At 61.9% G+C, this 25,271-nt stretch carries 24 protein-coding genes; 14 read left to right on the top strand and 10 right to left on the bottom strand.

Annotated features, from left to right (window positions below; all coding sequences use genetic code 11):
• Positions 1 to 116: 116 nt before the first annotated feature.
• The 4 genes from INR38_RS20140 to motA form a co-directional block, all read right to left on the bottom strand.
• Complete coding sequence (locus tag INR38_RS20140) at positions 117 to 731, bottom strand: protein phosphatase CheZ (protein ID WP_012202533.1); 615 nt, start codon at positions 729 to 731, stop codon at positions 117 to 119.
• 10 nt (positions 732 to 741) lie between these two features.
• A complete protein-coding gene (cheY, locus tag INR38_RS20135) occupies positions 742 to 1,128 on the bottom strand; it encodes a chemotaxis response regulator CheY (RefSeq protein WP_012202534.1) in 387 nt (128 codons plus the stop codon).
• Positions 1,129 to 1,252: 124 nt separating this feature from the next.
• On the bottom strand, positions 1,253 to 2,290 hold the full coding sequence (gene motB / locus INR38_RS20130; RefSeq protein WP_207443537.1) for a flagellar motor protein MotB: 1,038 nt from the start codon (positions 2,288 to 2,290) through the stop codon (positions 1,253 to 1,255).
• 24 nt (positions 2,291 to 2,314) lie between these two features.
• On the bottom strand, positions 2,315 to 3,175 hold the full coding sequence (motA, locus tag INR38_RS20125; RefSeq protein WP_012202536.1) for a flagellar motor stator protein MotA: 861 nt from the start codon (positions 3,173 to 3,175) through the stop codon (positions 2,315 to 2,317).
• 386 nt (positions 3,176 to 3,561) lie between these two features.
• Here motA and INR38_RS20120 point away from each other — a divergent pair, with 386 nt between their 5' ends.
• The 9 genes from INR38_RS20120 to INR38_RS20080 all read left to right on the top strand — a co-directional run bounded on the left by INR38_RS20120 (position 3,562) and on the right by INR38_RS20080 (position 13,123).
• Positions 3,562 to 5,223: a glycosyltransferase gene (locus INR38_RS20120; RefSeq protein ID WP_207443538.1), complete on the top strand. Its 1,662-nt coding sequence runs from the start codon at positions 3,562 to 3,564 to the stop codon at positions 5,221 to 5,223.
• Complete coding sequence (locus INR38_RS20115) at positions 5,220 to 6,377, top strand: DegT/DnrJ/EryC1/StrS family aminotransferase (RefSeq protein ID WP_207443539.1); 1,158 nt, start codon at positions 5,220 to 5,222, stop codon at positions 6,375 to 6,377. Before INR38_RS20120 ends, INR38_RS20115 begins: the two co-directional genes overlap by 4 nt.
• 69 nt (positions 6,378 to 6,446) lie before the next feature.
• Complete coding sequence (locus INR38_RS20110) at positions 6,447 to 7,076, top strand: acetyltransferase (RefSeq protein ID WP_197944443.1); 630 nt, start codon at positions 6,447 to 6,449, stop codon at positions 7,074 to 7,076.
• A gap of 6 nt (positions 7,077 to 7,082) precedes the next feature.
• The gene (locus INR38_RS20105) at positions 7,083 to 8,189 is read left to right on the top strand and encodes an aromatic ring-hydroxylating dioxygenase subunit alpha (RefSeq protein ID WP_207443540.1); all 1,107 of its coding nucleotides are present in this window, start codon (positions 7,083 to 7,085) and stop codon (positions 8,187 to 8,189) included.
• Between the two features lie 20 nt (positions 8,190 to 8,209).
• Positions 8,210 to 8,830, top strand: a complete 621-nt coding sequence (locus tag INR38_RS20100) for a DapH/DapD/GlmU-related protein (protein ID WP_207443541.1) — start codon at positions 8,210 to 8,212, stop codon at positions 8,828 to 8,830.
• Positions 8,831 to 8,891: 61 nt separating this feature from the next.
• The gene (locus INR38_RS20095) at positions 8,892 to 9,575 is read left to right on the top strand and encodes an inositol monophosphatase family protein (protein WP_185070676.1); all 684 of its coding nucleotides are present in this window, start codon (positions 8,892 to 8,894) and stop codon (positions 9,573 to 9,575) included.
• Positions 9,523 to 11,055, top strand: a complete 1,533-nt coding sequence (locus INR38_RS20090) for an N-acetylneuraminate synthase family protein (protein ID WP_207443542.1) — start codon at positions 9,523 to 9,525, stop codon at positions 11,053 to 11,055. The genes INR38_RS20095 and INR38_RS20090 overlap by 53 nt, the downstream gene beginning before the upstream one ends.
• Positions 11,056 to 11,077: 22 nt before the next feature.
• Complete coding sequence (locus INR38_RS20085; protein WP_207443543.1) at positions 11,078 to 11,815, top strand: hypothetical protein; 738 nt, start codon at positions 11,078 to 11,080, stop codon at positions 11,813 to 11,815.
• 48 nt (positions 11,816 to 11,863) lie between these two features.
• Positions 11,864 to 13,123 carry a WavE lipopolysaccharide synthesis family protein gene (locus tag INR38_RS20080; RefSeq protein ID WP_123695330.1) on the top strand — a complete coding sequence of 420 codons (1,260 nt, stop codon included), beginning with the start codon at positions 11,864 to 11,866 and terminating at the stop codon, positions 13,121 to 13,123.
• A 54-nt stretch (positions 13,124 to 13,177) separates the two neighbouring features.
• Here the strand turns inward: INR38_RS20080 and INR38_RS20075 are convergent, their stop codons facing one another.
• The 6 genes from INR38_RS20075 to INR38_RS20050 form a co-directional block, all read right to left on the bottom strand.
• Positions 13,178 to 13,702 (bottom strand): UDP-3-O-(3-hydroxymyristoyl)glucosamine N-acyltransferase, encoded by a 525-nt coding sequence (locus tag INR38_RS20075; RefSeq protein ID WP_347566764.1) that lies wholly within the window; start codon positions 13,700 to 13,702, stop codon positions 13,178 to 13,180.
• An 88-nt stretch (positions 13,703 to 13,790) separates the two neighbouring features.
• Entirely contained in the window at positions 13,791 to 14,936 is a 1,146-nt protein-coding gene (locus INR38_RS20070) for an aromatic ring-hydroxylating dioxygenase subunit alpha (protein WP_123695326.1), read from the bottom strand.
• A 29-nt stretch (positions 14,937 to 14,965) separates the two neighbouring features.
• Entirely contained in the window at positions 14,966 to 15,712 is a 747-nt protein-coding gene (locus tag INR38_RS20065) for an SDR family oxidoreductase (RefSeq protein ID WP_123695324.1), read from the bottom strand.
• Positions 15,709 to 16,470 carry an SDR family oxidoreductase gene (locus tag INR38_RS20060; RefSeq protein WP_123695322.1) on the bottom strand — a complete coding sequence of 254 codons (762 nt, stop codon included), beginning with the start codon at positions 16,468 to 16,470 and terminating at the stop codon, positions 15,709 to 15,711. Before INR38_RS20060 ends, INR38_RS20065 begins: the two co-directional genes overlap by 4 nt.
• Positions 16,467 to 17,504 carry a ketoacyl-ACP synthase III gene (locus tag INR38_RS20055; RefSeq protein ID WP_123695320.1) on the bottom strand — a complete coding sequence of 346 codons (1,038 nt, stop codon included), beginning with the start codon at positions 17,502 to 17,504 and terminating at the stop codon, positions 16,467 to 16,469. The genes INR38_RS20060 and INR38_RS20055 overlap by 4 nt, the downstream gene beginning before the upstream one ends.
• A 5-nt stretch (positions 17,505 to 17,509) precedes the next feature.
• The gene (locus INR38_RS20050) at positions 17,510 to 17,734 is read right to left on the bottom strand and encodes an acyl carrier protein (RefSeq protein WP_034366508.1); all 225 of its coding nucleotides are present in this window, start codon (positions 17,732 to 17,734) and stop codon (positions 17,510 to 17,512) included.
• Positions 17,735 to 18,101: 367 nt separating this feature from the next.
• On the opposite strand from INR38_RS20050, the gene INR38_RS20045 reads away from it, so the two are divergent.
• The 5 genes from INR38_RS20045 (at position 18,102) to fliS (ending at position 25,271) form a co-directional block, all read left to right on the top strand.
• Positions 18,102 to 20,885 (top strand): tetratricopeptide repeat protein, encoded by a 2,784-nt coding sequence (locus INR38_RS20045; protein WP_242699137.1) that lies wholly within the window; start codon positions 18,102 to 18,104, stop codon positions 20,883 to 20,885.
• Positions 20,886 to 21,134: 249 nt separating this feature from the next.
• On the top strand, positions 21,135 to 21,986 hold the full coding sequence (locus INR38_RS20040; RefSeq protein ID WP_071953708.1) for a flagellin domain-containing protein: 852 nt from the start codon (positions 21,135 to 21,137) through the stop codon (positions 21,984 to 21,986).
• A gap of 292 nt (positions 21,987 to 22,278) precedes the next feature.
• Entirely contained in the window at positions 22,279 to 23,151 is an 873-nt protein-coding gene (locus INR38_RS20035) for a flagellin domain-containing protein (protein ID WP_071953707.1), read from the top strand.
• 174 nt (positions 23,152 to 23,325) lie between these two features.
• Positions 23,326 to 24,753 carry a flagellar filament capping protein FliD gene (fliD, locus tag INR38_RS20030; RefSeq protein WP_313238516.1) on the top strand — a complete coding sequence of 476 codons (1,428 nt, stop codon included), beginning with the start codon at positions 23,326 to 23,328 and terminating at the stop codon, positions 24,751 to 24,753.
• Between the two features lie 104 nt (positions 24,754 to 24,857).
• A complete protein-coding gene (fliS, locus tag INR38_RS20025; RefSeq protein WP_071953706.1) occupies positions 24,858 to 25,271 on the top strand; it encodes a flagellar export chaperone FliS in 414 nt (137 codons plus the stop codon).

The raw sequence follows: 25,271 nt of genomic DNA, 5'->3' as shown, positions 1-25,271 counted from the left end.
GGAACGGCAGCCGCATGGTGCAAGGGCTCCGCGAAGATGGCAGTCAGCCCCTTGCGCCCAAGCGAAAGAGGCTGCCCTGCAATGAGAGGGGAGGCGCCGTGCGCCCCCCGGGGTGATCAGAATCCCAGGCTGGCCAGGAGATCGTCCACCTGGGACTGCGAAGTCACCACATCGGGCGTCTTCTCGGGATCGACCACGGGGCCGGCGAGGTGCTCCTTGGGCTTTTCCAGGGGCTCCAGCGCCGTCTGCTGCGGGTTGGGCGAGGTCTGGATGAGCAACTGCACCAGCTGGTCCTCCAGATCGGCGGCCAGCGAGACCACGCGGGCAATGACCTGGCCCGTGAGATCGTGGAAGTCCTGGGACATCATGATCTCGGTGAGGTGCTCGTCGGCCTGCTGCGTGCCCTGCTCGACTTCCTCCAGGAAGTTCATCACCCGGCCCTTGGCCACGGCCGCCACGGGGTCCTCGACCATCTGTGCCCGCATGGCGCGTACACGCTCGGCCAGCCGGTCCTGCTGGACCTTGGCCAATTCGACGCGGTTCAGAACCTTCTCGGCGGCTTCTCCGGTCAGCCGCGCAATGTAGGAAAGGCGGCTTTGCGCGTCCGGCAGCTCTCCCATGCTGCCGCGCAATCGGTCCGCATAGCCCAGCTCGTTGAGCGAGTCATGCAGCTGGCGCGTGAGAACGCCCACCTTGTAGTGGACGCTGTCGGGGACATCCGGGTTGCTCATGGCGCGTGCCCTACAGGCCCAGCTTTTTGAGGATCAGGTTGACTTTCTCTTCCAGCGTGGCCTTGGTGAAGGGCTTGACGATGTAGCCTGCCGCGCCGCCCTGGGCCGCTGCCACGATGTCCTCCTTGCGTGCCTCGGCCGTCACCATCAGCACGGGAAGGTGCTTGAGTTTGTCGTCCTGCTTGATTTCGGTGAGCAGCTGGAAGCCGTTCATGTTGGGCATGTTGATGTCCGTCACCACGAAATCAAACTTGCTGTTGCGCAGCTTGTGCAGTGCCACGACGCCGTCTTCGGCTTCATCGGCTTCGGGAAAGCCGCTCTCCTTGAGCAGATTGCGCACGATGCGCCGCATGGTGGAGAAGTCGTCAACGATCAAAAAACGCAGGGCATTAGCCACGTGAGGCCCTTTCGGTCGGTAGGTGCTCGGTACTGGTAAGAATCCGCCGCGATGGTAACAATATGAAACCTTCTTGGCGCAATGTGGGAATTTTCCTGCTTTTCGGCAGCATCGGGCGCAAACCTTAATTTGTTACACGATCAGGTGACGCGGGCGCAGACAGGGCAGCTGCAGGCGAGGTGGCGGCGGGCTGCGCAGCGGTCTCGCCGGTTGCGGATTCGGTGGTGGCCGCATTCGCCGTGCCGCCATTGCCGCCGGCCAATGAGGGCGGCAAGGCGTTGCGTGTCACAGGTCCGCGGTGGCCCAGCAGGCGCTTTTCAGCCTCCTGCGTGAGCACGGTGATGGTGATGCGCCGGTTCTGCGGGGCACGCGGATCATCGGGCAGCAGCAGGTCGCTGCTGGCCAGGCCCGTGATGCGGGCCAGCTGGTTCAGCGGCATGCCGGCCGCCACCAGCTCGCGGCGCGAGGCGTTGGCACGGTCGGAGGACAGCTCCCAGTTGCTGTAGCCGCGGTCGGCATTGCCGTAAGGGGCGGCATCGGTATGGCCGGACAGGCTGATGCGGTTTTCCGCGCCCGCCAGGGCCGCGCCCACTTCGCGCAGGATGTCGCGCATGTAGGGTTTGACCATGGCGCTGCCACTGTCGAACATGGGGCGGTTTTGCTCGTCCACGATCTGGATCTGCAGGCCGTCGGGCGTCACGTCGGTGCGGATCTGCGAGCGGAATTCGTTCAGGCGCGCATTGCTGGTGATCATCGCGTCCACCTTGGCCTTGAGCGCCTTGATGCGGTTGGAATCCACCTGGGCCTGGTCAGCGCGGCCTGCATCGACGCTGGTGCGCCGGTTGGAGCTGTCCGCCGCCTCCGAGCGCCGCACCTGGCCGTGCACCTTGGCCAGGTCGTTGCCGCCGCCGGGAATCACGCTGGAGCTGTTGCCCGCACCGTCGCCGCCGGCCATCGCCACCTTCAGCGGCGAGGAAAAATACGCCGCAATGCCCTGCAGCTCGCCCTTGGCCGTGGAGCCCAGCAGCCACATCAGCAGGAAGAAGGCCATCATCGCCGTCACGAAGTCGGCATAGGCGATCTTCCAGGCACCGCCGTGGGGTGCATGCGCCGTCTTCTTGACGCGCTTGATGATGATCGGCTGTAACTTTTTCTCTGCCATGGCTTGACGCTGCTGGACGCAGGATTACTTCTTGCCCTTGACGTGGGTTTCCAGTTCAAGGAACCCGGGACGTTCGGTGGAGAACAGCACCTTGCGGCCGAACTCGATGGCCGTGGCAGGGTTGTAGCCCTGCATGCTGGCCAGCAAGGTGGTCTTGATGCACTCCAGTTCCTTGGCAGCATCCTGGGCGCGTTGCTCCACCAGGCCGGCCATGGGTTCCACCAGCGCATAGGCCAGCAAAATGCCCAGGAAGGTACCGACCAGGGCCGAGGCGATCATGCCGCCCAGCACGGAAGGCGGCTGGCCCACCGAGCCCATGGTGTTCACCACGCCCAGCACGGCCGCAATAATCCCGAAGGCGGGCAGGGCGCCGGCCAGGCGGGTCAACGCATTGACCGGGGCATGCGCTTCGGCGTGATGCGCCTCGATCTCGCTGTCCATCAGCGACTCGATCTCATGGGAGTTGAGGTTGCCCGACACCATCATGCGCAGGTAGTCGGTCAGGAACTCCACCACATGGTGGTCGGCCAGCAGCTCGGGGTACTTGGTGAAGATGGGCGACTCGTTGGGTGCCTCCACATCGCTTTCGATGGACATCAGGCCCTCCTTGCGGGCCTTTTGCAGAATCTCGTACAGCAGGGCCATCAGCTCCATGAAGCGGGCCTTGGTGTAGCGCGAACTCTTCATCACGCCAGGGATGGCCTTGGCCGTGGCCTTGAGCACCTTGGGCTGGTTGCACACGATGAAGGCGCCGATGGCGCCGCCGCCGATGGTCACCATCTCGAAGGGCAGGGCCTTGAGAATGACCTGGACGTTGCCCCCGTGCAGCACATAGGTGCCGAAGATGCAACCGAAGGCGACGATGTATCCGATGATGACAAGCATGGGAGTGGATTCTGTCAGAGGTGTCCCGATGGAAAAGTCGGAACTGGCTTGGAAATGCGCGCTTGTTTTGACACTGGGCCGTGGCGGGGTGGCGGCCATCGACGAACCCATGGCTTGTCAAGCTATCGACCGCAGGCATCAATACTTGAGAGCCCTGAGATGCAGGTGTAAACGCGCCGCTGCGCGCCAAAAGCCCAAAAAGGCCGGCAAATCGGTGCCTGTTTGAGTCTTGCAAGGCGGGCGCTTAATAGCGGATCGCGCGGCGCGCATGCGAGGATAGTCGGCACAGTTTTATTCTTTGTGTCACCGCGCGCACAAGCGTGCGGACCGCGGGCCGACCGTGTGCCGACCGCGGGCCGGCCTGATACTTCCTCTGCTGCATCGCCATGCCATCTTCACCTCTTGCCAACGCCTTTGCTGCCGCTGCGCAGCCGCCCAGCATCGACAGCGAGCTGACCCGCATCCGCGCCATGGTCGATCGCGCGCAGTTCCTGGAGGCACTGTCGGACCTGGCGCAACTGGTGGCCCGGGACCCGCGCAACTCCAAGGTTTGGCTGCACATCGGCTTTGTCTACGTGCGCATGAGCATCTGGCCACAGGCCATGGAAGCGTTGCAGATGGCCTTGGAGATAGAGCCCCGCATGCCCAACGCCCAGCGTCTGCTGGCGCTGGCCCTGTTCAGCACGGGCCGCAGGCAGGAGGCCTGCGACCTGATCGACGACGCCTGCCGCCATGCCAAGAACGAGAACACGCACTGGATGACGCGGGCCTACATCCACTCGCACACCAGCAGCGACCCGCTCAAATCCCTGGAAGTGGCGCGCGACTGGGGCCGGCGCTTCGCCGACCCGCTGACCCGCAACGCCAAGCCACTGCCCCTGCGCGACCGCAACCCGCGCAAAAAGCTGAAGGTTGGCTATGTCACGGCCGACTTCCGCCAGCACTCGGTGGCCTTCTTCATGCGGCCCGTGCTGGAGCACCACAACCCGGACAATGTCGAGATCCACGTCTACTCCAGCGGCCGCCCCGACAAGATGACCGAGAAGCTGCGCGCCCTGGTGCCGCACTGGCACGATGCGGTCGAGCAGACCGACGACCAGCTCTACGAACAGATCCGCGCCGACGGCATCGATGTGCTGGTGGACCTGTCAGGCTTCACCCTGGGCCACCGCCTGGAAGTCTTCGCCCGCCGCGCCGCACCCGTGCAGGTGACCTGGCTGGGCTATATGCATACGCTGGGGATGAAGGCCATGGATTACCGGTTGGTGGATGGCGCCATTGCTCCGCCCAGCCATGCTCCCCACTATTCGGAAAAGCTCTTCCAGCTGCGCTGCATGGCCAGCTACTCTCCACCCGAGTATTCGCCGCTGTGCGAGGAGCCGCCCCTGCTGCGCAATGGCTATCCCACGCTCATCTCGCTCAACAACTCGGCCAAGCTCACCGACGAGATGCTGGCCGTCTGGGCACGTATCCTGCACGAGCGCCAGGACGCGCGCCTGATCATCATGGTCAAGGAACAGGACCCGGACGCCGCTCAGGCCCACATGCAGCCACGCGTGGAGGCGGCAGGCATGCCGCTGGACCGCGTGTCCGTGCTGCACCAGCAGCCGCTGGAGGGCTTCATGGAACTGGGGCATATCGCCGATGTGGCGCTCGACACCTCGCCGGTTTCAGGAGGCACCACGACCTTGCATGCGGTGTGGATGGGGTTGCCGATCGTGACGCTGGACGCAGTCCGCGGCGTGGAGGCATCCACGGCCAGCGCCTTGCGGGGCATACGATTCGGCGGTGAAATCACCAAGGATGTTGACGGCTATGTGCAGGCCGCGCTGCGCTTCATGGACGATCCGGACCGCCTTGTGCACCACCGGCAGATCAGCCGCAGCAAGCTTGAGGCCAGCATCCTGATGAACTATTCCGAACGTACCGCCGATCTGGAGAAGGCCTATCGTTTCATGTGGCTCAACTGGCTTCAGAACGATCAGCAGACATTGAACGTGCGTGACGACCTGGATCAGCGTCTGGCTCAGGTGGAAGCCGCAGCATGACCTGCTCCCCTGAAATGGATTGGGTGCCTTTGCTGGTGCCTGACATGCCCGCTCCCCAGCTACTGATGCCGTGGCTGGAGCGCATGCATGCGACGCGCCACTATTCAAACTTCGGCCCACTGGTGCGGGAGCTGGAGTCCGGGTTCGCAAGCCAGTTTGCCTTGCCCGCCGAGGGCATTACCACCGTTGCCAATGCAACGCAGGGGCTCGAACTTGTGCTGCAGGCGCTGGAGCTTGCAGCGGGATCGCATGTCCTGCTGCCCGCCTTCACGTTTGTGGCCACGGCCACTGCAGTGGTGCGCGCAGGCCACGTGCCCGTGCTGGCCGATGTGGATCCGCACAGCTGGCTGCTGACTCCGGAGATCGCACACAAGGCCTGCCGGGAAATGCGCATCGATGCCGTGATGCCGGTGACGACATTCGGGATGCCGCACGACATGACGGCATGGGCACGATTCGAGGCAGACATGGGCATTCCCGTCGTTGTCGATGCCGCCGCAGCCTACGGCAGTCAATGGCTTCATGGGGCTCAGGGCACCCTGGTTTTCAGCCTGCATGCGACAAAGAGTCTGCCTGCCGGAGAGGGCGGACTGGTCGTTTCCACCCGTCCTGGCCTGGCCGGCAAAGTGCGCCAGCTGTCCAATTTCGGTATCAATCTGGATGCCTCGGCGGGCCTGCCGGTGGGCGCGCTGGCCAGTGTCGGCACCAATGCCAAGATGAGCGAATACCACGCAGCCATTGGCCTGGCCTCGCTGGACGTTTGGGAGCAGCATGCGCGGCAGCGAAAGGCGTTGCATGCAGACATGGTGCAGGAGCTGTCGCGGCTGGCAGACAATCGCCTGGTCTGGCAGAAGCCCGGTCCGGGAGGCGAAATGATGGCCCCGACCGTGATTTGCACGCAGCTGCCGGATGAACAGGCACGCATCGCGCTGGAGCAGCAGTGCCGGCAAGCGGGCATCACGACACGGCGCTGGTACCAGCCACTGCTGCAGGACATGCCGGTGCTGCGGCGCGAATGCAGGCTTTTGCACACCCCGCATGCCGAGGAGCTGTCGCGCACCCTGCTGGGCCTGCCATTTTTTCTCGGCATGTCCGCTGCGCAAACGCAGCGTGTGCGGGAGAGCGTCAGGCAGTGGGTGGCCGGTGCGCACTGAACCCGGCCGGGCAGTCTGCAAAGGCGGCGCGCCCTGGGTCATTCATTTACTTGCAGGCAAAGCTTCGTTATGAGAGACGTCTACATCATCAATGCCGGTGGTTTCGGCCGCAACATGGCATCGGTCGCGCGAGCGGATCCCGCATATGGCAAGGAGTGGGTCATCAAGGGGTTCCTGGATGGGCGCCAGGGCCTCAAGCAGGTGCCGGAGCTGCCGATCCTGGGTGATCCGATGACATTCCGCTACGAGCCATCCCAGATCATCGTGTGCGCTCTCGGTGACCCGGGGGCGCGCCGAAAGTATGCGCAGCCCCTGCTGGCGCAGGGCGCGTATTTCATGAACCTCAAACCTTGGCTGTACGCCGCAGACCGCGTGGAAATGGGGATAGGCTGTCTGTTCGAGCACCATGTCTCGATCGGACCCGATACCCGGGTGTGTGACTTTGTCGTTGTGCTGGCCAATACCATCATCGGCTATGACGTGCAGGTGGGCTCGTACACCACGATTGCCAGCTTTGTGTTCATTGGCGGGGGCGCGCAGATCGGTGAGAACGTCACCATCCATCCCCATGCGACCATCCTGCCGGGCATCAAGGTGGGGGACGGTGCGGTCATCGGAGCTGGCAGTGTCGTCATCCGCGACGTGCCACCCGGCATCACGGTCTTCGGGAATCCCGCCAAACCCTTCTCGTTCCGCTAGCCATCCATGTATCCAGGACTTTCACAGCTTGACTACATCGATGACGGCGTCTTTGCGCAGGAGCAATCGCGCATCTTCCGCAAACTCTGGATCTTTGCCGGGCTGCGCACGCTGCTGGACAAGCCGGACAGTTTTCTGACCCGCCAGATAGGTGGCGTACCCGTTGTTGTCCAGAACTTTGATGGCGCCATCAAGGCCTTTCGCAACCAGTGCGCCCACCGGCAAGCTCCTTTGCAGATGGAGGAATATGGCTGCCGCCGCCTGGTCTGCCGCTACCACGGCTGGAGTTACGACAATACGGGCCACGTTCATGGCCTGCCGGGTGAGCATCGCCTCTACCACTACGACGATGCACGGCGTGGGCAGTTATGCCTCGATGAATTCGCTGTCCACTGCATCGGCAATCTGTTGTTCGTCAATCTCGATGCAGACCCACTGCCGATAGAGCGTCAATTTGGACCGGCATTGCTGCAATCCCTTGCCGACAGCAGCGGGCATCTGTGCGGGCAGGCCATCCATTGCGCGATGCCGGCGGCCTACAACTGGAAGCTCAACTTTGAAAATGTCCTGGACTACAACCACGTGCCCTTCGTCCATCCGCAGTCTTTCCGGCCGCTGATGGAAAAGGGCGCGTTGCACGAACTCAGTGTCGCATCCGAGGCTGACCCGGCGCAGGAGTTCGATCTGCAGGACCTGAGTTTCCTGCGAGAGACCTCACTGAAGCTGCCTCGCAGCGCTTGGCATGGATCGGTGGACCGCTTTGGGGACAAGGATGTCTACTACAACTACTTTCTCTACCCCAACACCAACTTCATCTCGGTCGGGGGCTACTTCTTTCTGATCCAGCAGTTCGACCCCGTGGCGCCAGCGCGCACGGATGTGCGCTTCACTCTTGCCACCGCGCGGCCGCACCAGCGTATGGCAGCGATGCCGGCCATTCTCTGGGAGCACATGAAGATCGAAAAGCGTGTGCTGGACGAAGACAGGGTGATCCTGGAGACACTGCAGCGCGGGCTGCATGCAGCAGGTCCGGTGGCCCGGCATGGCGCCTACGAAGTGCAACTGCACCGAGTGGCCATGGCCTACCGCCAACTCATGGGGCGCTCGCAATGACGCAGGCACCACCTTTCGCAATGGCCCTCATGGGTCACGGCGCCTTGTTCGATGACATTGCCGCCTGTGCGCCGGCACTGACGGCGGGCGGCCTGCTGCGCTTGATGCCTTTGTCGCCCGAGGGAGCGGTCGCCGACCAGGCCATGGCACTGCTGGAGGGACAGGATCCTGAGGGGCTGCGCATCTTCACCGCCATCGACGAGCAGGCCCTGAACCATGAGCGCCTGGATGCCTACGCAAGGCTTCGCCTCAGGGGCTTTCGCGCGCTGAGTCTGCGCCATCCTTCGGCAACGGTGGCCGATGGCGTGCGCATCGGGGAAAACTGCTGGATCGGGGCGCGCGCCGTCATCGCCCATGGCGTGCAGATTGGCAACAACACCGTCATCGGCGATGCCGCGCGCATCGAGGCAGGCGCGCGGCTGGGCTCCAACGCATGGGTCGGCCCGGGTGCCAGCATCGGCCGAGGTACCGCGCTGGGCCCGCACAGTGTGGTTGCGAGCGATGTGCACATCGCTGCGGGGCTGCAGATAGGTCGCCACTGTGTCATCGGCATTGCCGGCGCGTACACCCAATCTCTGCCCGATGGCAGTTTCATCGATCCGCTGTTTCCTTCGCCGGTCAGGATCTATGGCGCCGCCTGAAGCCGTGGAGCAAACCTGTTCTGTGGGCGCGGCACTGAACTCCCACGAGGGAAAGATGCGTATGAATATGCGAGCCTTGCTCGAAGACGCTTGCGATGTGATCCAGTCGGCCCTGCCGGCCATCTTCGAAAGGCGCTACAGCATCCGGTACAAGGAAGATGGCAGCCCGGTGACCGAGGCCGACATCTTCATTGAACGATTGATCGGAGACTGGCTTCGGCAGCGGCTGCACGGGGTGGTTTTTGTCGGCGAGGAATCGCATGACCACCGCGCCGTGGACATGGGTGGCTACGTGGTGTTGATGGACCCCATCGATGGGACCGAGAATTTTTGCTCCGGCCTCAAGGAATGGGGCTCCTGCCTGAGCGTCTGGGCAGGCGGGCAGCACCTGGGCAGCGCCCTGATGCTGCCAGAGCTGGGTGAGCGCCTGATCACGGGCGACAAGGTGATTGCGCGCCAGTCACGGATCACGGGGTTTTCCTCGTCATTCGACGAATCCATTCTCCAGGGCATCCGGGAGGCTGGCGAGTACAGAGTGACCGGATGCGCGGTATACAACCTTCACAGCGTCATCACGGGGTCGTTCAAGAGATTCATCAATCCGAAAGGCGCCTGTGCCTGGGATTTGATGCCCGGGCTCATGCTGGCCTTGGAAAATGGTTGCACAGTGTTCGTAGACGATGAGGTATTCGATGGGAAATTTCTCCAGCCAGATAGAAAATATCGTATCGACATACAGCGATGACAATATATTCATTCTGGGAAAAGGCTCCTCGGCCGATCTGGTGGATACCGGGCTGCTCAAAAAATCGCTGATCATCGCCGTGAATGATGCGGAGCAGATATGCCCGGCAGATATCACGGTATTCAGGGAAGAATGGGCGGGTGATGCCATCGTGGCCCAGGGATGCCGTTCGCATGCCTATGTGACTTCATTGCCGGGGTTTGCACCGGCGGGGCGAAAGGTCATCCATGTTCCGCATGTGCCGTTGACGCAGGAATCTTCGGAACTCCTCATGCAGCGGTTCATGAGTGTTCCCGTGGTGATCGAGGATATATTGCTGCTGACCGCGTTGAAGATCGCCCGTGAAGTGGCGGGTATCCGGCGGCGTCGGCAGAATGTCTACTTTGTCGGTTTTGATTTCGACGCCTCGGCTGGATACAGCAAATCGATTGCGCATGATTATTCTCCTCAGGGCGAAGAGCAAAAATCCATTCGTATTTCTGTTCAGGAGTTCTATTTCATCAATGCGCTGTATTTCCTGAGGGATTCCAATGTGCGCATGTTGCATGTGGGAAGCCGGCCTTTCAGTGCGCTGACCCCGCAGGATCTCAACCAGAGCCTGGGAAAGGCGGGTTCTGGGCGCAATGGCTACGAAGTGGCGATCGTGGCGGAGCTGACCACCAATCACTTCGGGGACCGCGGCCGGCTGGAGCGCATGGTGCGGGCCAGCAAGGCGGCGGGCGCCGACCTGGTCAAGGTGCAAAAAAGGGATGTGCAGAGTTTTTATACCCGTGAGCAGCTGTCATCCCCTTATGTCTCTCCCTTTGGCAAGACCTTTGCGGACTACCGCCATCAGATCGAGTTGGGCAGGGAGGATTTTTGCTATCTGGACCAGCTCTGCCGCAGCCTCGACATGGGATGGTTTGCTTCCGTGCTGGATGAGAAATCCTTCCACTTCATGCTGGAGATGGATTCGGAAATGCCCATGGTGAAGCTGCCATCCACGATTTCAGAGCACCATGATTACCTGAAATATGTGGCGAAAAACTACCGTGGCGCGGTGGTTCTTTCCACGGGCATGACCGGTGCAGATTATGAGCAGTTTGTGCTAGAAACATTCAAGAGTTGCGAGCGACTGTACCTGCTGCAATGCAATTCGGCATATCCCACGCCACTGGAAGATTGCAATGTGGCCGTGGTGCAGCGGTACCGTGAAATGGCACGAGCTGACCCCAGAATCATCCCCGGCTACTCCAGCCATGACATGGGATGGAAGGCCTCAGCCCTCGCGGTAGCGGCGGGCGCCAGGATGGTGGAGAAGCACGTCAAGATGGGGAACACGGAGTGGGCGCATTTTGATGCTGTGGCGGTCGATCTGTCCACGCCCGCATTCAAGGATTACGTGGATCATATCCGGGAAGCCGAGATGATTCTGGGCTCTGGTGTGAAGAAAATCAACCAGAGTGAGCACCATAAATATTTCACAAAAAACACTGCCTGATCGCGCTTTTAGGAGATCGAAATTGAACAGCACCCATGAATTATGGGCCGTGGTGCCTGCCAGAAGTGGTTCCAAGGGCTTTCCTGGAAAGAATATCGCACAACTCAATGGCCTGCCTTTGCTTGCGCATTCCATACTCTTTGCAAAGAGCCTGCCCTTTGTCAGCAAGGTCGTTCTCTCCACGGACAGCCAGGAGTACGCCGAAATTGGCGAAAAATATGGGGCCTATGTTCCGTTTCTGCGCTCTGAAAGTGCATCCGCAGACCTGTCCATGGAGGAAGACATCCTGCTGGACCTGTCAGTGCAGGCGAAGTCGAGAGATATCGAACTGCCTCGCAGCATGCTCTGGCTGAGGCCTACGCATCCCTTGCGCGAACAGGCGGCATTTGTGGAGGCATACGGGAAATTCATGTCGGGAAATTACAGTTCGGTTTGCGTGGTGACGCCAGAAGATCCGCGAATATTCAATGTGCGCAATGAATGTATTCACCCTATAACCTCTGATTTTCAGGGAAGATCCATGATCCGGCGACAGGATTGTGCGCCTGCATACCGGATATTTTCGGGTGAGTTCTTCAATATGCCCGATGGATTCGATCCCCATTTTCTGGGGGACAGGATCGGCTATGCCGCACAGACACGTCAGTGCAGGTTTGATATAGACTATCAAGAGGATCTCGATTATCTGAACTATTTGCTGTCCACGCAGGCCGGGCGCCAGCGTTATGGACATCTGGTTCAGCGGGGCGATGGGGTATGACAGTTTTTGCTGTGGAGAATATATTGGAAATGCATGGGGTGAAACCGCATGGCTGAAATAATTGGTTCATTGGAAAGAGTTCTGCTCAGATATCCGGATCTGGACATCGCCAATCTGCGTGTCGTGGGCTGGGGTGCGGGAGAATTCTTCAAGAAATACTATCCGCTGATCAGCAGTCGTATACAGCTTGAATATACGGTTTGCCCCTGGCAGGAAAATCAGGGCAAGGTTTTCAATGGCGTGGAGGTCAGATCTCCCGAAGCCTTGATGAATGAGGATCCAGAGAACACCCTGATTCTGGTGTTTTCATACGATTTTTCGGAGCGATTGAGCGAGATCACCTACGGGGAGTTCCGGAAGTTCAAGGTAATGCGTGCGGTGGAGCTGGATGTGGGAGATGTGCCCCTGATGGACGAGCTGCAGGAACGGCAGCGCCTGATGGACGGTCTCAGCATGGCGCGAAGCCTCAAGGGCACGCCGAAAGCCGGTATTTTTGTACAGGGTCTGGCCTTTGACTTCACGCCCCAGGTGCTGGCGTGGAACCGCATGCGATTTCCTTCGGCCTACCAGTGCATGGTGACCTGGGACCATCAGCCCAGGGAACTGCTCGATCGCTGCCGTCCATGGCTGGATGCGCTGATTCTGGTGGGACAGCCGGTAAACAAGGGACGGCACAACACCAACTATATTGCGCGGTCCGCCCGCCTCGGCGTGGAGCATCTGGCGCAAAAAGGCATCGAGTACGCCGTGCGTTGCCGCAGTGACAATCTCCTGACGGGCTCCAGCATCCATGAGGCCATCCAGCATTTTTTTGCTGGTGGACGCAACAAGGGAAAAATAGCCATCGATCTGCGCTCAGGCTGGCGCCACGTGCCTTTCCATTTTTCCGAAAAGACCATGCTGGCGCGCACGGAAGATATGGTGAGGCTGTGGTCCGTGCCGGAAGACCGCCTGTCCGAGGCGGATATCGAGCATTCGGCCGGCATGCATTTCCAGAAGCTGGCCGATGTCACCATGGAAAGCTATCTGTGGAAGTCCTATGCAAGGAGCCTGGGATTTGCCGCCGAGACGCTGAAGGATTCCTATCGTTTTGCACATGACCGTCTGCTGCCGATCAACTCCCGGCTGGACTGGTTTTCGTACAAGTTCATACCCCTGTTCAACGTGAAGATGGCCAGCGAGATGTGCTTTCGGCAAAGCGATTGGGACGAGATGATGCAGGATCAGGAATTTGCCTTGCAGCGCGCCAGCGACATCAGTGCCCTTGATGTGTCGGTACGGGAATTCTGGCAACGCAAAATCGACTGACGCAACAGGCGCGCGGCCGGACACGGCAGGCCGGCCCTGCGCAGGGCCTGTCCTTCACGATCCGTAGGTGCGGATTGGTTCGTCGTAGCGGGGATCGAAAACGGTTTTGCCGGCGATGTCCGTGTCATAGCGCCGGGGCCAGCCCAGTTCGCACTCGCTGCCGATGTGGATGCGCGGTGCGATCAAGGCCCCGCTGCGCAGGGTGCACCGCGCCGAGATCCGTGCGCCATCTCCCACCATCACGCCAGGCTCCAGCCAGCAAGATGACTGGACGTCCACACCGTTGCCGATATTCGTGGCAGGCAGCAGGACGCAGTTGGAGTCGATGCGGCTGCCGGACCCGATGATGACGCCATCCGCCACGAAGGTGTTGGCTCCCACGCTGACGTCGGCGGCCAGCATGGCGCGTGGGCTGATATAGGGGTCAAGCCGCAGCCCCCGTACCTGGGCGGCTGCCATGAGTTCCATGCGCTTGAAGTTGCCAAAGCGCTCGTCGAAAGCAATGAAGGCCGTCCCCTTTTCCGGTGAAAGCGCGTCCAGAACGCCCAGATCGAACTCGTAGAGGGCGTCTTGCTGCACATGGATCCTTTCCACCTGCAGTCCGGGGCAGGCCTGACGCCAGGCCTCACAGGCCACGTCCAGGAAGGCGCTGGCGCCAATGATCCATTTACAGGCCATTGCCATCCTCCATCAGGTGGCTGTACCAGCGTTCCACCAGGCGGTTGTCGCCTTCGTAGGCGCCTTGCGTCGCAATGGGGGCGTCGGGGTGCAGGGAAGCCTGGACTTTTTCCATGATGTCCACATCCTCTGCAAGCACCAGTTTGCTGGCATGCATTTCCGCCAGAAGCACGGCATGGGAATACGTGAAAGCCTGCTTCTTGCGGGCCGAGAAGCGATAGACCTCCATGCTGGTGGTGTCCGGTGTCAGGGGCGTGTGGTATTCCAGAATGAAGGAGTGGCCCCCGTTGGCGCTGGCGATGTGAAGGTTGGGGTAGGCCAGCCAGTTGTAGTAGGCGTCCTCTGCGCCCCAGCGTTGCACCAGGTCATGCCAGCCGAATCGCTGCATGCGGCTGATGTGCGCATCCATGCCGCCTTTGCTGAGGCGGCGCAATTGCTGGCGCAATCCCTGCTGGCTGGTGTCCTGCAGCGGCTTCGCTGTCTCGGCAAGCAGCGACTCGTTCACCTGGGGGGCGAAGGTCACGGTCTTGGCCAATGTCCCCGGATGAACGAATCGGGCGTGGTTGGCGTCGCGCAGGTTCTCGTAGGCGAGCTTCCAGTTGTACTTCCCGTGCCATGTGGTCACCATGACTTCGCTGTCATAGGCTTCGGAGCTGCTCTCCAGTGAAGCGATGAATTCCGGGGAAAACTGTTCTTCCAGTGGAAAGGGGTTGGGGTCCAGGTTGACGAACAGCAGGTTACCGACCGTGCGCAGTGCAAACTGGCGAAGCTTCAGTCCGCATCGTTCCTCACTGCTGAAGCGATAAAGGGTATCGCCGTCAGGAATATGCTCCACCTGGCCCTGTTCCCCATAGCGCCACGCGTGGTAGGCGCAGACCAGGGGACGCCGGCCCACGGGCCCGGTCTGCAGGGGAGCGCTGCGATGCAGGCAGACGTTCTCGAAGGCCCGCAGTTCACCGTGGAAGTTCTGGATGACCACCGGAATGCCGGCAATCTTGCGGGTGAGAAAGGCGTTGTGCTCCGACACCAGCATTTTGAGCCCCGCAAACATCCAGACCTTGCGGAATATCTTGCGTTGCTCACGTTGGAAGATGTTCTCGTCCAGGTAGCAACCGGGATACATGCGTGAGCGCATGGCTCCTCCTTCAACGGGGTGCTGATATGTCAAAGAACGACGCCGCCGTCCATGACCAGGCTGGTGCCGGTGACCCAGCGGCTGGCATCGGACAGCAGATAAATGGCGGCATTGGCCACATCCTCAGGCTTGCCAAGACCCAGGGGGTGCCGGGCCTCCTGCGCCTGAAGCTGTTCGTTCTGCCCCGCATCGCCCCACATGGGCGTTGGTACGACCGAGGGAGAGATTCCGTTGACCCGCATGCGATGCCGGGCCTGCTCCACAGCCAGACAACGGATGATGCCCAGCAGCCCCGACTTCATCGCGGAGTAGGGTCCCACGCCACGCGTGCCGATGTGGGCCGACGTCGAGAGCATGAAGATGATGGAGGCTGCGGGCGCCAGCTTGTTCGTGATCAGAAGCTGCTGGGTCAGCATGACGGGTGCCAGGAAATGTATGGCATACATCTCCGTCATGAGGGACTCCTGCAGCTGGCGTATGGGGCTGAGCATCTGGCGGCCTGCGCAGTGCACCAGGCCGTCGATCCGCGGCGTTGCCTGGACCAGGGCCGTCCTGTCCTGCGCATCGGTCAGGTTGGCTTCGATCTGCTGGTGGCCGCTGCCTTCGAGCAGGTCGAAGGTGCCCTGCAGGCGCTGGCGGTCACGCCCCGTGGCGATGATGCGGGCACCGCGCCGGGCGCAGGAAATGGCAATCTGCCTGCCCAGGCCCGATGAAGCGCCGGTGACCAGCACGGTCTTGCCCTGCAGGGAAAATGGGTCGTGCGCAGCTTGGGTCATGCAAAGACATCCATGGGAACCGTCAGGCCGCCGTCAATAGTGAAGTAGTTCCGGGTGATCCATCGGCTGGCGTCGGACAGATAGAAGACCGCTGCGAGTGCGACGTCCTGCGGCTCTCCCATGCCAAGCGGGGCGAGCTTGGCGTATTCCTCGGTATCCACGCCTCCTGCGGACAGTCCGTCCAGCATGGGGGTACGCACATATCCCGGTGCAAGGCAATTGGCGCGGATGCCTTGTTTGGCAACCTCCAGGCCCAACGAACGCATGGCGCCGAGCAGGGCTGCCTTGCTGGCCGAGTACCCGCTGCTGGCCAGTGGCCCGATGTGGGATGCCACGGCGCTGATGAACACAATGGAGCCGTGGGGCCGGATCAGACGCTTGGCCAGCAATTCCTTGGTCAGCAGGATCGGGGCGTATGTGTTGTGCGCGAACATCTCTTCCAGATGGGCTTGCTTGACCATGCGCAACGGCACCAGCTTAGAGATGCCGGCTGCGTGGACCACGCCATCGATCGAGCCTGCCTGGGCAGCAAGCGCACTGATGTCCTGTGCCTGGGTGAGATCGGCGACCACGCTGACATGGCCATCGCCTGCGAGCAGGCCTGCCGTGTGGGCAAGGCGCTCTGCATTGCGGCCCGTGATGATCAGCGTGGCGCCCTGGCTGGCGCAGGAGATCGCTGTTTGGTGGCCAATGCCCGACGATGCACCCGTCACGAGGATGCGCTTGCCTGCCAGGGAGAAGGGATCGTTGGCGGTCATGCTTCGGTCATTGCAGGAAAGCGTGCCTTGTCCACGTCCACGATGGCGGTTCCCCAGGACAGGCCCACGCCGAAGCCACTCAGCAGCAGCCGCGCCTTGGCGCCATCCAGCTGTTCATGCAGCCGTGCGGTGAGGGTGACAGGCAGCGAGGCGCCGCTGGTGTTTCCCAGGTCATGCAGGGTGCTTGGAACCTTCTCCGCGGGTAGGCGCAGCTTCTTGCGAATGGTCTCGTTGATCAGCCGGTTGGCCTGGTGGAATATGAAGTGGTCGATCTGCTCCTTGTCCACCTGGGAGTACTCCAGCAGGCGTTCTACGGCAGGCGGCACACGCTGGGTGGAGAAGCTCAGCACCGCCGGCCCGTCAAGCACCAGGTCGGCGGGCAGGCGCAGGAAGCCATGCTCATCGCGCTTGGGAATCACGTGTTCGATTCCGTAGGGCTCGCGGTGGCCGCCAGCGGGCAGCATGATGGCCTTGTAGCCGCTGCCATCGCTGTTGAGGTCGAAATACATGGGAGGCGCACTGGCGTCGAACTCCAGCGCCGTGGCCGTGCCGGCGTCCGAGAACAAGGGGTCCATGATGGTCGCGGATTTGTCTCCCACCAGCACCAGGCCTTTTTTAAGGCCTCCTGCCGAGATCATGCTGCCCAGCATGTGCAGCCCGAACGGGTAGCCAGAACAACCCAGATTCACGTCGAAGGCGATCGTGCCGTGCGCCAGTCCCAGCCGGTCCTGCAGGATGATGGCCGTGGCGGGGATCAGATAGTCGGGCGATTGCGTGACGACGATCAGGACGTCGATTTCGTCGCGCTGCCACTGCAGTTCATCGAGCAGCTTTTCCGCGGCCACGAAGGCCAGGTCCGAGAAACACTGCCACTCCGGGCAGATGCGCCGGGTATGGATGCCGATGTTGCGTACCAGCCGTTCGCGTTCGGAGCGCTGCGAGGGCGGGCAATCCTCCAGATTGGAGATCTCGCGCCGGGGTATGCAGCTGGCCATGCCCGCAAAGCGGACGTTGTGCAGAGTGGACAGCGCCATGGTGTTTATCCCAGCAGCTTGTAGAGATCGGTGATGGTCGAGCAGTTCTTGAGATCGTCGCCCGTGATGGTCTTACCGTAGTCGACGTCGAACATGACGATCACGCCCAGCGCGGCCAGCGAGTCCCACTCGGGCAGGCTCCTGAGTTCGGTGTCAGGGGTGACTGCTACGGCTTCCTGGAAGTCCACGGCGGTCAGAAAGCTTTCGATGAATTGGTCAATGGAGGGCATGGGATATGTTCCTGAAAAAGAGCTGCGCACCTGCCTATGAGGGCAAACGCTTCGATGAATTTTCGCAGAGCCCTCCTGCGCCGGAAGGTTGGAACTGTAGGTAAAAGCGGGGCCTGTTCCGATGCTGCGAGAGGCGATTGTGTCCGTGCGAAGCCGGGGATGATGGCATACAGCCACGTGGCGTGCTTCCTGTTTTGTAGCAGCTGGTGACCGGTCCGTCTGGCAAAGGTGGAAGAAATGCGGTTTGCGCCCGCTTATCCGGGGGCCGTGGCTGCCGGCTTGCCTGCACGATGGCGGCATTTGTGCGGGTGTCGGCCTGGGTGCCGGGCCTGTGGTGGGGCGCCTGCCCGCAACCTTGATGACCAAAATGAATACAACCGAGCTTTTGCAGCATGCCCGCCAGTTGCACGACCAGTGGAATTTCGAGCAGGCACAGGAGGCCTATGCCCAGGTTCTCGAACAGGCTCCCGGCCATGCCGAGGCCCTGCATGGCATGGGGCTGCTGCTGGGGCTGCACCAACTGCGCAGTGCCGAGGCGCTTCCGTATCTGGAGGCGGCCATCGGTGTGCGGCCTGCAGACTTCAGCTATTGGCGCCTGTACATCCACATGCTGATCCGCGAGAGCCTGCTGGACATGGCCATCTCGCTGATCGACGTTGCCCGGGCCAACGGCATGCAGGAGATCGCTCTGGAGCAGCTGGAAAAGGATGTGGCCCTGGTGCAGGGCGCGCAGGCCGCGGCTTTTTTGGAAGAGCAGGCCGCGCGTTGGCCGCTGGGGCCGGCCGAGCCCGAGATGGCACCTGCTGCCGGCGATGGCCGAGGCCGTGTGCCCGAGGCGCAGCTGCGCCTGCTGATGCAGCTGTTTGCCCAACGCGAGCATGCCGAGGTCAGCCAGCTGGCGGGTTCGCTGGTGCGCCAATATCCCAAAAGCGGCCTGGTCTGGAAACTCAAGGCGGCGGCCGATCACGCGGGGGGCCGCATCGAGGCCGCCCTGCAGGCAGCGCGTCAGGCGGCCAGCCTGCTGCCGCGCGATGCCGAGGCGCAGTTCAACCTGGGGGGCATCTGCCTGCAGGCAGGCTACGCGGCCGAGGCCGAGCGGGCAATGCGTGCGGCGTTGGCGCTGCGGCCGCATTGGACCCAGGCCTTCGCACATCTGGGGGATGCCTTGTGCGCCCAGGACCGCATCGAAGACAGTCTGCCTTGCTATGTGAACGCACTGCTGCTCGATCCTGAGGATGTGGACACCTTGTCCCGGCTGACTGGCGCATTGCAGAACACCGGCAGGCTGCAGGAGTGCGCACAGTTCCTGGTGCTGCTCATGCAGCAGCGGCCCGAGGATCTGCGCCTGTGCCTGGCCAGTGCCCGTGTGCTGGGACAGGCGGGTTGGGCATTGCAGGCTGAAACCGCGTATCGCATGGCCCTTCAGATCAAGCCTGAGAGCCTGGAGTTGCTGTTGCAGCTTGCGCTGCTGCTGTGTGCGGGCGGTCGGCTGGAAGAAGCCGAAACCTGCCTGAGCAAAGCACTGCAACTTCGCCCCGACAATGTGGTGCTCCACTGCGAGACCGCCTTCACGTTGTTCGCCCAGAAGAAATGGGCACAGGCGCTGGAACTGCTTGAGCAGGCACTGCGAATCGAGCCCGGCAGTGCCCGCGCCCACATGCTTCGCTGCCAGGTGCTGCTGGAAACACATGACCTGCCCCGGCTCGATCAGGCCCTGTGCGAGGCGTTGGAACGCCTTCCCGGTGACCGCGAACTGATGTTTCAGCGCGCTGCCTACTGGGACCGCTGCGGTGATGCCCTGCGCCATAGGCAGCAACTCGACGATCTGGTGAGGCTGCACCCGGACTACAAGCCCGCCTACAGCGCAAGGCTGTTCGCCATGCTCCATTCGCCTGATGCCAGTGCAGACTCGGTGGGGCGTGCCAACCGGGAATATGGCGCGCTCATGCGGCAGCGCATGGCGGGGCGGCATGAAAACGCCCGTGATCCAGGCAAGACATTGCGCGTGGGTTTTGTATCCGGTGATCTGCGCAGCCACGCGGCGGCCAAGTTCTTTCTGCCGGTAATGCGGGAGCTGTCGCGGCGTGATGATTTGGTGTGCGTTGCCTATTGCAACAACGAGATCCACGACGGGGTCACCAAGGAATTCCAGGGACTGTTCCAGCTATGGCGCGGTATCCGGGATATGAATGTGCAGTCGATGGTCAATCTGGTGCAGGCCGACGGTATTGACATCCTATTTGACCTCAGCGGCCATACGCGGGGGCACAGGCTGGATGTATTCGCAGCCCGGCCCGCGCCGCTGCAAGTGACCTGGATAGGCAACCCCGGCAGCACTGGGCTGGAAACCATGGACTACATCGTGCTCAGCGACCTGATCCTGGAAGATGGGCTGCTCAAGACCCAGCTGACGGAGCGGCTGATGCGTGTTCCGCTGGCCTATGTCTTCGACGGAGGCATCCACCAGGAGCCCGTGGCACCACTGCCGGCGCTGCGCAACGGGCATCTGACGTTTGGCTCCTTCAACCGTTTGTCCAAGATCAACCGCAAGGTGGTTTCTGTCTGGGGTGAGGTGCTGCGCGCCCTGCCCACGGCGCGGCTGAAGATCGCGGCCTGTCCCCGTTCCGGTCCTCCGCAGCACCTGCGCGACTGGCTGGCCCAAGAGGGCGTGGCCGCGCAGCGCGTCGATTTTGTGGAGCAGATGGGATTCGAGCACTATCTGCAGGCCCACCATGACATAGACATCTGCCTGGATACCTTGCCTTTTACGGGCGGAGTGGTCACCAACCACGCCCTGTGGATGGGCGTGCCCACGCTGACGCTGATGGGGGAGCTGCTGGCGGGGCGGCAGTCAGCCGAAGTGATGGCTCGTGTGGGCCTGGACCAGGGCTTTGCAGCGCGGGACCTGGCGCAATTGCTGGACCAGGCTACGTTCTGGCAGGCACATTTGCCGCAGCTGCAGCAGATACGCCAGGGGCTGCGCGCACGCCTGCAGGACCTGGAGCCGCAACAGGCGGACATCGTGGCGCGCTCGGTGGCGATGGGGATGCGCCAGGCCTGGGCCCGCTGGTGCCAGGGACAGGAGCCTGTGGATCTGCGTGTCTCCTATGAGGATCTGGGTCTGGCCGCTCCCGTGGCGCCCGTTTTGTAACAGCGAATCAGGCACGGCGCGGATGGGCCATGCCGCGCGGTGCAAAAAATCTTGTGAAGTCCCCCTAAAGTTCGCCGGGGCAGCTCCGAAAACCAACTCAGCAGAGGGACAAAAAGTCCTGAGCCCACCAAAAGCCGCGTAATTCGATGTGAAAGCGGCCGATGGTCGGATTGGGCCGCCGCCGCCCGCCTTGCGATAAGCGAGGGCACCGTGGCGGCGACGTAACTGACTTTACTAGGAGTTGTCACCATGGCCATGTCTATCAACACCAACGTGCAATCGCTGAACGCCCAGCGCAACCTGGCTACTTCGCAAAGCTCGCTGTCCACCACCATGCAGCGCCTGTCCTCCGGCCTGCGCGTCAACAGCGCCAAGGATGACGCCGCTGGCCTGGCCATCGCAGAACGCATGAATGCCCAGGTCCGCGGCATGAACGTGGCAGTGCGCAACGCCAACGATGGCGTGTCGATGGCGCAGACTGCTGAAGGCGCCCTGTCCAAGGTGACCGACGCTCTGCAGCGTATGCGTGAACTGGCTGTGCAGGCCCGTAACGGCACCAACGGCGCCAAGGACCAGGTTTCGCTGAACAAGGAATTCGTCGAGCTGGGCAAGGAAATCGACCGCGTGATCAAGGGCGCTGATTTCAACGGCAAGAAGATCCTGAGCACCGATGCCGGCGCCATCAACTTCCAAGTGGGCGCCAACACTTCGGCCAACGATTCGATCACCGTCACCACGAGCAATCTGGGCACGAACACCGATATCGGCAACATCACCAGCGCTTCGATCGGCTCCGACGCCACCACGGCCCTGACCGCGACGGCCCTGGCCACCGTGATCAGCAACCTGGACACGGCCCTGGACACGGTCAACTCCGAGCGCGCCGTGCTGGGTGCCACGCAGAACCGCTTCGAGGCCGTGGTCTCGAACCTGCAAGTGGCTTCCGAGAACACCGCTTCGGCCCGTAGCCGCATCATGGATGCCGACTTCGCTTCGGAAACCGCCAACCTGAGCCGCTCGCAGATCCTGCAGCAAGCCGGCACGGCGATGGTGGCCCAGGCCAACCAGCTGCCCCAGGGCGTTCTGGCCCTGCTGCGCTGATCGTAGTACGAGTCCGGCTGCCTTCCCAAGCAGGAGGCGGCCGGAATTCTCCAGACCCCAGGCATCTGCCTGGGGTTTTTTATATGGCCGAAAGAGTGGGCGAAGAGGGTGTTCGAAGGGTGAATTGGCGTCCGATCATGGGCTTTATCGGCGCTTTGGCGCAGGGGCTTTTCCGCACAATCGTTGGCATCAGATAGGCAGAGCTGGAAGTCCTGGCGTGCTTTCTGGCGTTCTGGCGGCTTGGGGTCGTCGAACGGTTGGCCATTGTTCATGCCTAACGAGGAGCTGCCCCATGGCATCCATCATCAACACCAATCTTGTTTCGCTTAACGCCCAGCGCAATCTCAGCACATCCCAGTCGTCGCTGAGCACGACCATGCAGCGCCTGTCTTCGGGTCTGCGTGTCAACAGTGCAAAGGACGACGCGGCGGGTCTGGCCATTGCCGAGCGCATGAACGCTCAGGTACGCGGCATGAATGTGGCCATGCGCAATGCCAATGACGGCATTTCCATGGCGCAGACGGCCGAAGGCGCGCTGGGCAAGCTCAGCGACAACCTGCAGCGCATGCGTGAGCTGGCCGTGCAGGCCGCCAACGACACCAACGGCACGACGGACCGTGGTTCGCTGGACAAGGAGTTCAAGCAACTGGCCCAGGAAATCGCCCGTATCGTCGGCAGCACCAGCTTCAACGGCCGCCAGCTGCTGGACAACAACAATGCCACCGTGTTCCAGGTGGGTGCCAATACCGGCGCCGACAACCAGATCACGATCATGGCCGTCAACCTGACGGGCACAACGCCCGGCGGCCTGGCCATTACCGGCGGCACGCCGCCCTCCCTGGGTGGAGCCCTGGGCTCGCTGCTCGGCGCGGGCAGCTCGGCCCCTGATGCCCGCCTGTCCATGGCTGCCATCGACACCGCCCTGGATCTGGTCAACAACACACGCGCCACCTTCGGTGCCGCACAGAACCGCTTCGAGGCCGTGATCTCCAACCTGCAGGTGGCTGCAGAGAACACCGCATCCGCACGCTCGCGCATCATGGATGCCGACTTCGCTGCCGAAACCGCCAACCTGAGCCGCACGCAGATCCTGCAGCAGGCCGGCACAGCCATGGTGGCCCAGGCCAACCAACTGCCCCAGTCGGTGCTCAAGCTGATCCAGTAAGAGGGAGCCAGGGGGGCTTTTGAGCCTGGCTGCGCGGGGCGTGGCCAAAAAAGCCTCAGGTTCCAGAAAAACCGGTCGATAAGATACCGGGGAATGCCCTCGGGCATTTGGTGTGCGTGTTCGCAAGGACGCGCTCTGCGCCATGGCGCGGAGGTGTTCTGCACTTAGAAAGGGATGGTCATGGCCACCTTGAGTTCAGCTGGCATCAGCGGCAGCGGCCTGGACGAGACGATGATCGCCAAACTGGTGGCCCTGCAAAGGCAGTCACTGGTTCCGCTTCAGCAAAAAGCGTCTGTCCTGGATTCCAAGATATCCACGTTCGGGCAGATCAAGTCCCTGATGTCCACGCTTCAGGACGCGGCCACTTCCTTGGCCGACGCTGATACGTGGCGTTTATCCAATGCCACCTCGACCAATACAGCCGTGACTGCCACGGTGACGGATGCCAATGCACTGCCCGGATCTTCGGTGATCTCGGTGACGCAACTGGCGCGCAGCCAGTCTGTGGCGACCGGTGTCATGCCGACGGCCACCCAGTTCGGGGCTGGCAAGCTCACCATCACCATGGGCAGCTGGGACAAGACTGGCGACCAGTTCAGCAATCCCGGCACTCCCGTGGAGATCGATATCGCGGCCGGTGCCAAGCTGGAAGACGTGGTCCAGGCCATCAATAGCAAGGGCACGGGCGTGGTGGCGTCGGTGCTCAAGGATGCCCAGGGTGAACGCCTGGTGCTGCGCTCGCGTGCCACGGGTGCCGATGCCGGCTTCACGGTCGGTGCCAGCGGCGATTCCAGCCTGTCGGCCCTGGCCTTCAACGGCAAGGCAACCACGGGCTCCGTGGCGCAGTACGCCCAGAATGCCGAGATCAATGTCAACGGCATCACGGTGCAATCGACCACCAACGAGTTCAAGCAGACCGTGCCTGGCCTGAACATCACCGTGAACCAGGTGACGGCGGCGGCCACCCCGGTGACGGTGACGGTGTCCTCGGACACTGAGGGCATGAAGAAGAAGATCCAGGCCTTCATGGATGCCTACAACGGGCTCAATGACGCGCTGGCGAGTTCGACCAAGTACGACGCCGAAAGCAAGGCGGCCGGCGTGCTGCAGGGGGACTCCACCACGGTGGGCATGACCAACAGCCTGCGCAGCGTGGTCTCGGGTACGGTTGCTGGCGGCGCGGACACGCTCAAGCGCCTGTCGGACATGGGCATACAGATCCAGAAGGGCGGCAAGCTGGCCTTCGGTACGACGGCCAGCGACAAGACCAAGCTGGACGCAGCGCTGAAGGACCCCGAGTCCATGAGCAAGATGTTTGCCGCGGTGGGAACGGACGGGCAGCCTGATACACAGGGCCTGGCCGCGCGCATGAAGGATTTCACGCGCAAGGCGCTGGAATTCGATGGCACCTTCGACACCAAGAGCAAGAGCCTGCAGGAGCTCAAGAAGAGCAACGGCAAGTCCCAGGACCGGATCAACGACCAGGCCGATTCGCTGGAAAAGCGCCTGCGTGAGCAGTACGCGTCGCTGGACAAGAAGATGAGCGGCTACTCGGCGCTCAGTGCCTACATGAATCAGCAGGTTTCCCAGTGGAATAAATAAATAGGAGCCATGCGGAGCGGCGGTCGTGTTTTCTGTAACCAATGCCCGGTGCCTCTAAATTTTCAGGCATTGCAGCCGAAGAACAAGACATCAAGGAAACGAACATGTACACATCGCTCAACCGCCGTGCTGCAAGTGCCTACGCCCAGGTCGGCGTCCAGTCGTCCGTGGACGGCGCATCGCCCCACCAGCTGATCCAGCTGCTGTTCGATGCGCTCGAAAAAGCGCTGAACGCGGCCAAGGGAGCCATGCAGCGTGGCGACATCGGCGAGAAGGGTGTGCAGATCGGCAAGGCCGTGCGCATTCTGGAAGAAGGCCTGAAGGCCTCCGTCAATCCCGATGAAGGTGGCGAGCTGGCCCAGAACCTGATTTCCGTCTACGACTACAGCATCACCCAGCTGACGCTGGCCAATCTGCGCAACGACACGGCGCTGCTGCAAAGCGCGCAGGATGTGCTGGCTCCGATTGCCCATGGTTGGCGCGACATCGCCAACACGCCAGCCGTTGCCGGGACCTAG

The organism is Delftia sp. SD018, assembly GCF_017355445.1.
Taxonomy (GTDB): domain Bacteria; phylum Pseudomonadota; class Gammaproteobacteria; order Burkholderiales; family Burkholderiaceae_C; genus Comamonas; species Comamonas acidovorans.
The sequence above is the reverse complement of the archived record's forward strand: the minus strand, read 5'-3'. Positions and strand labels throughout refer to the sequence as shown.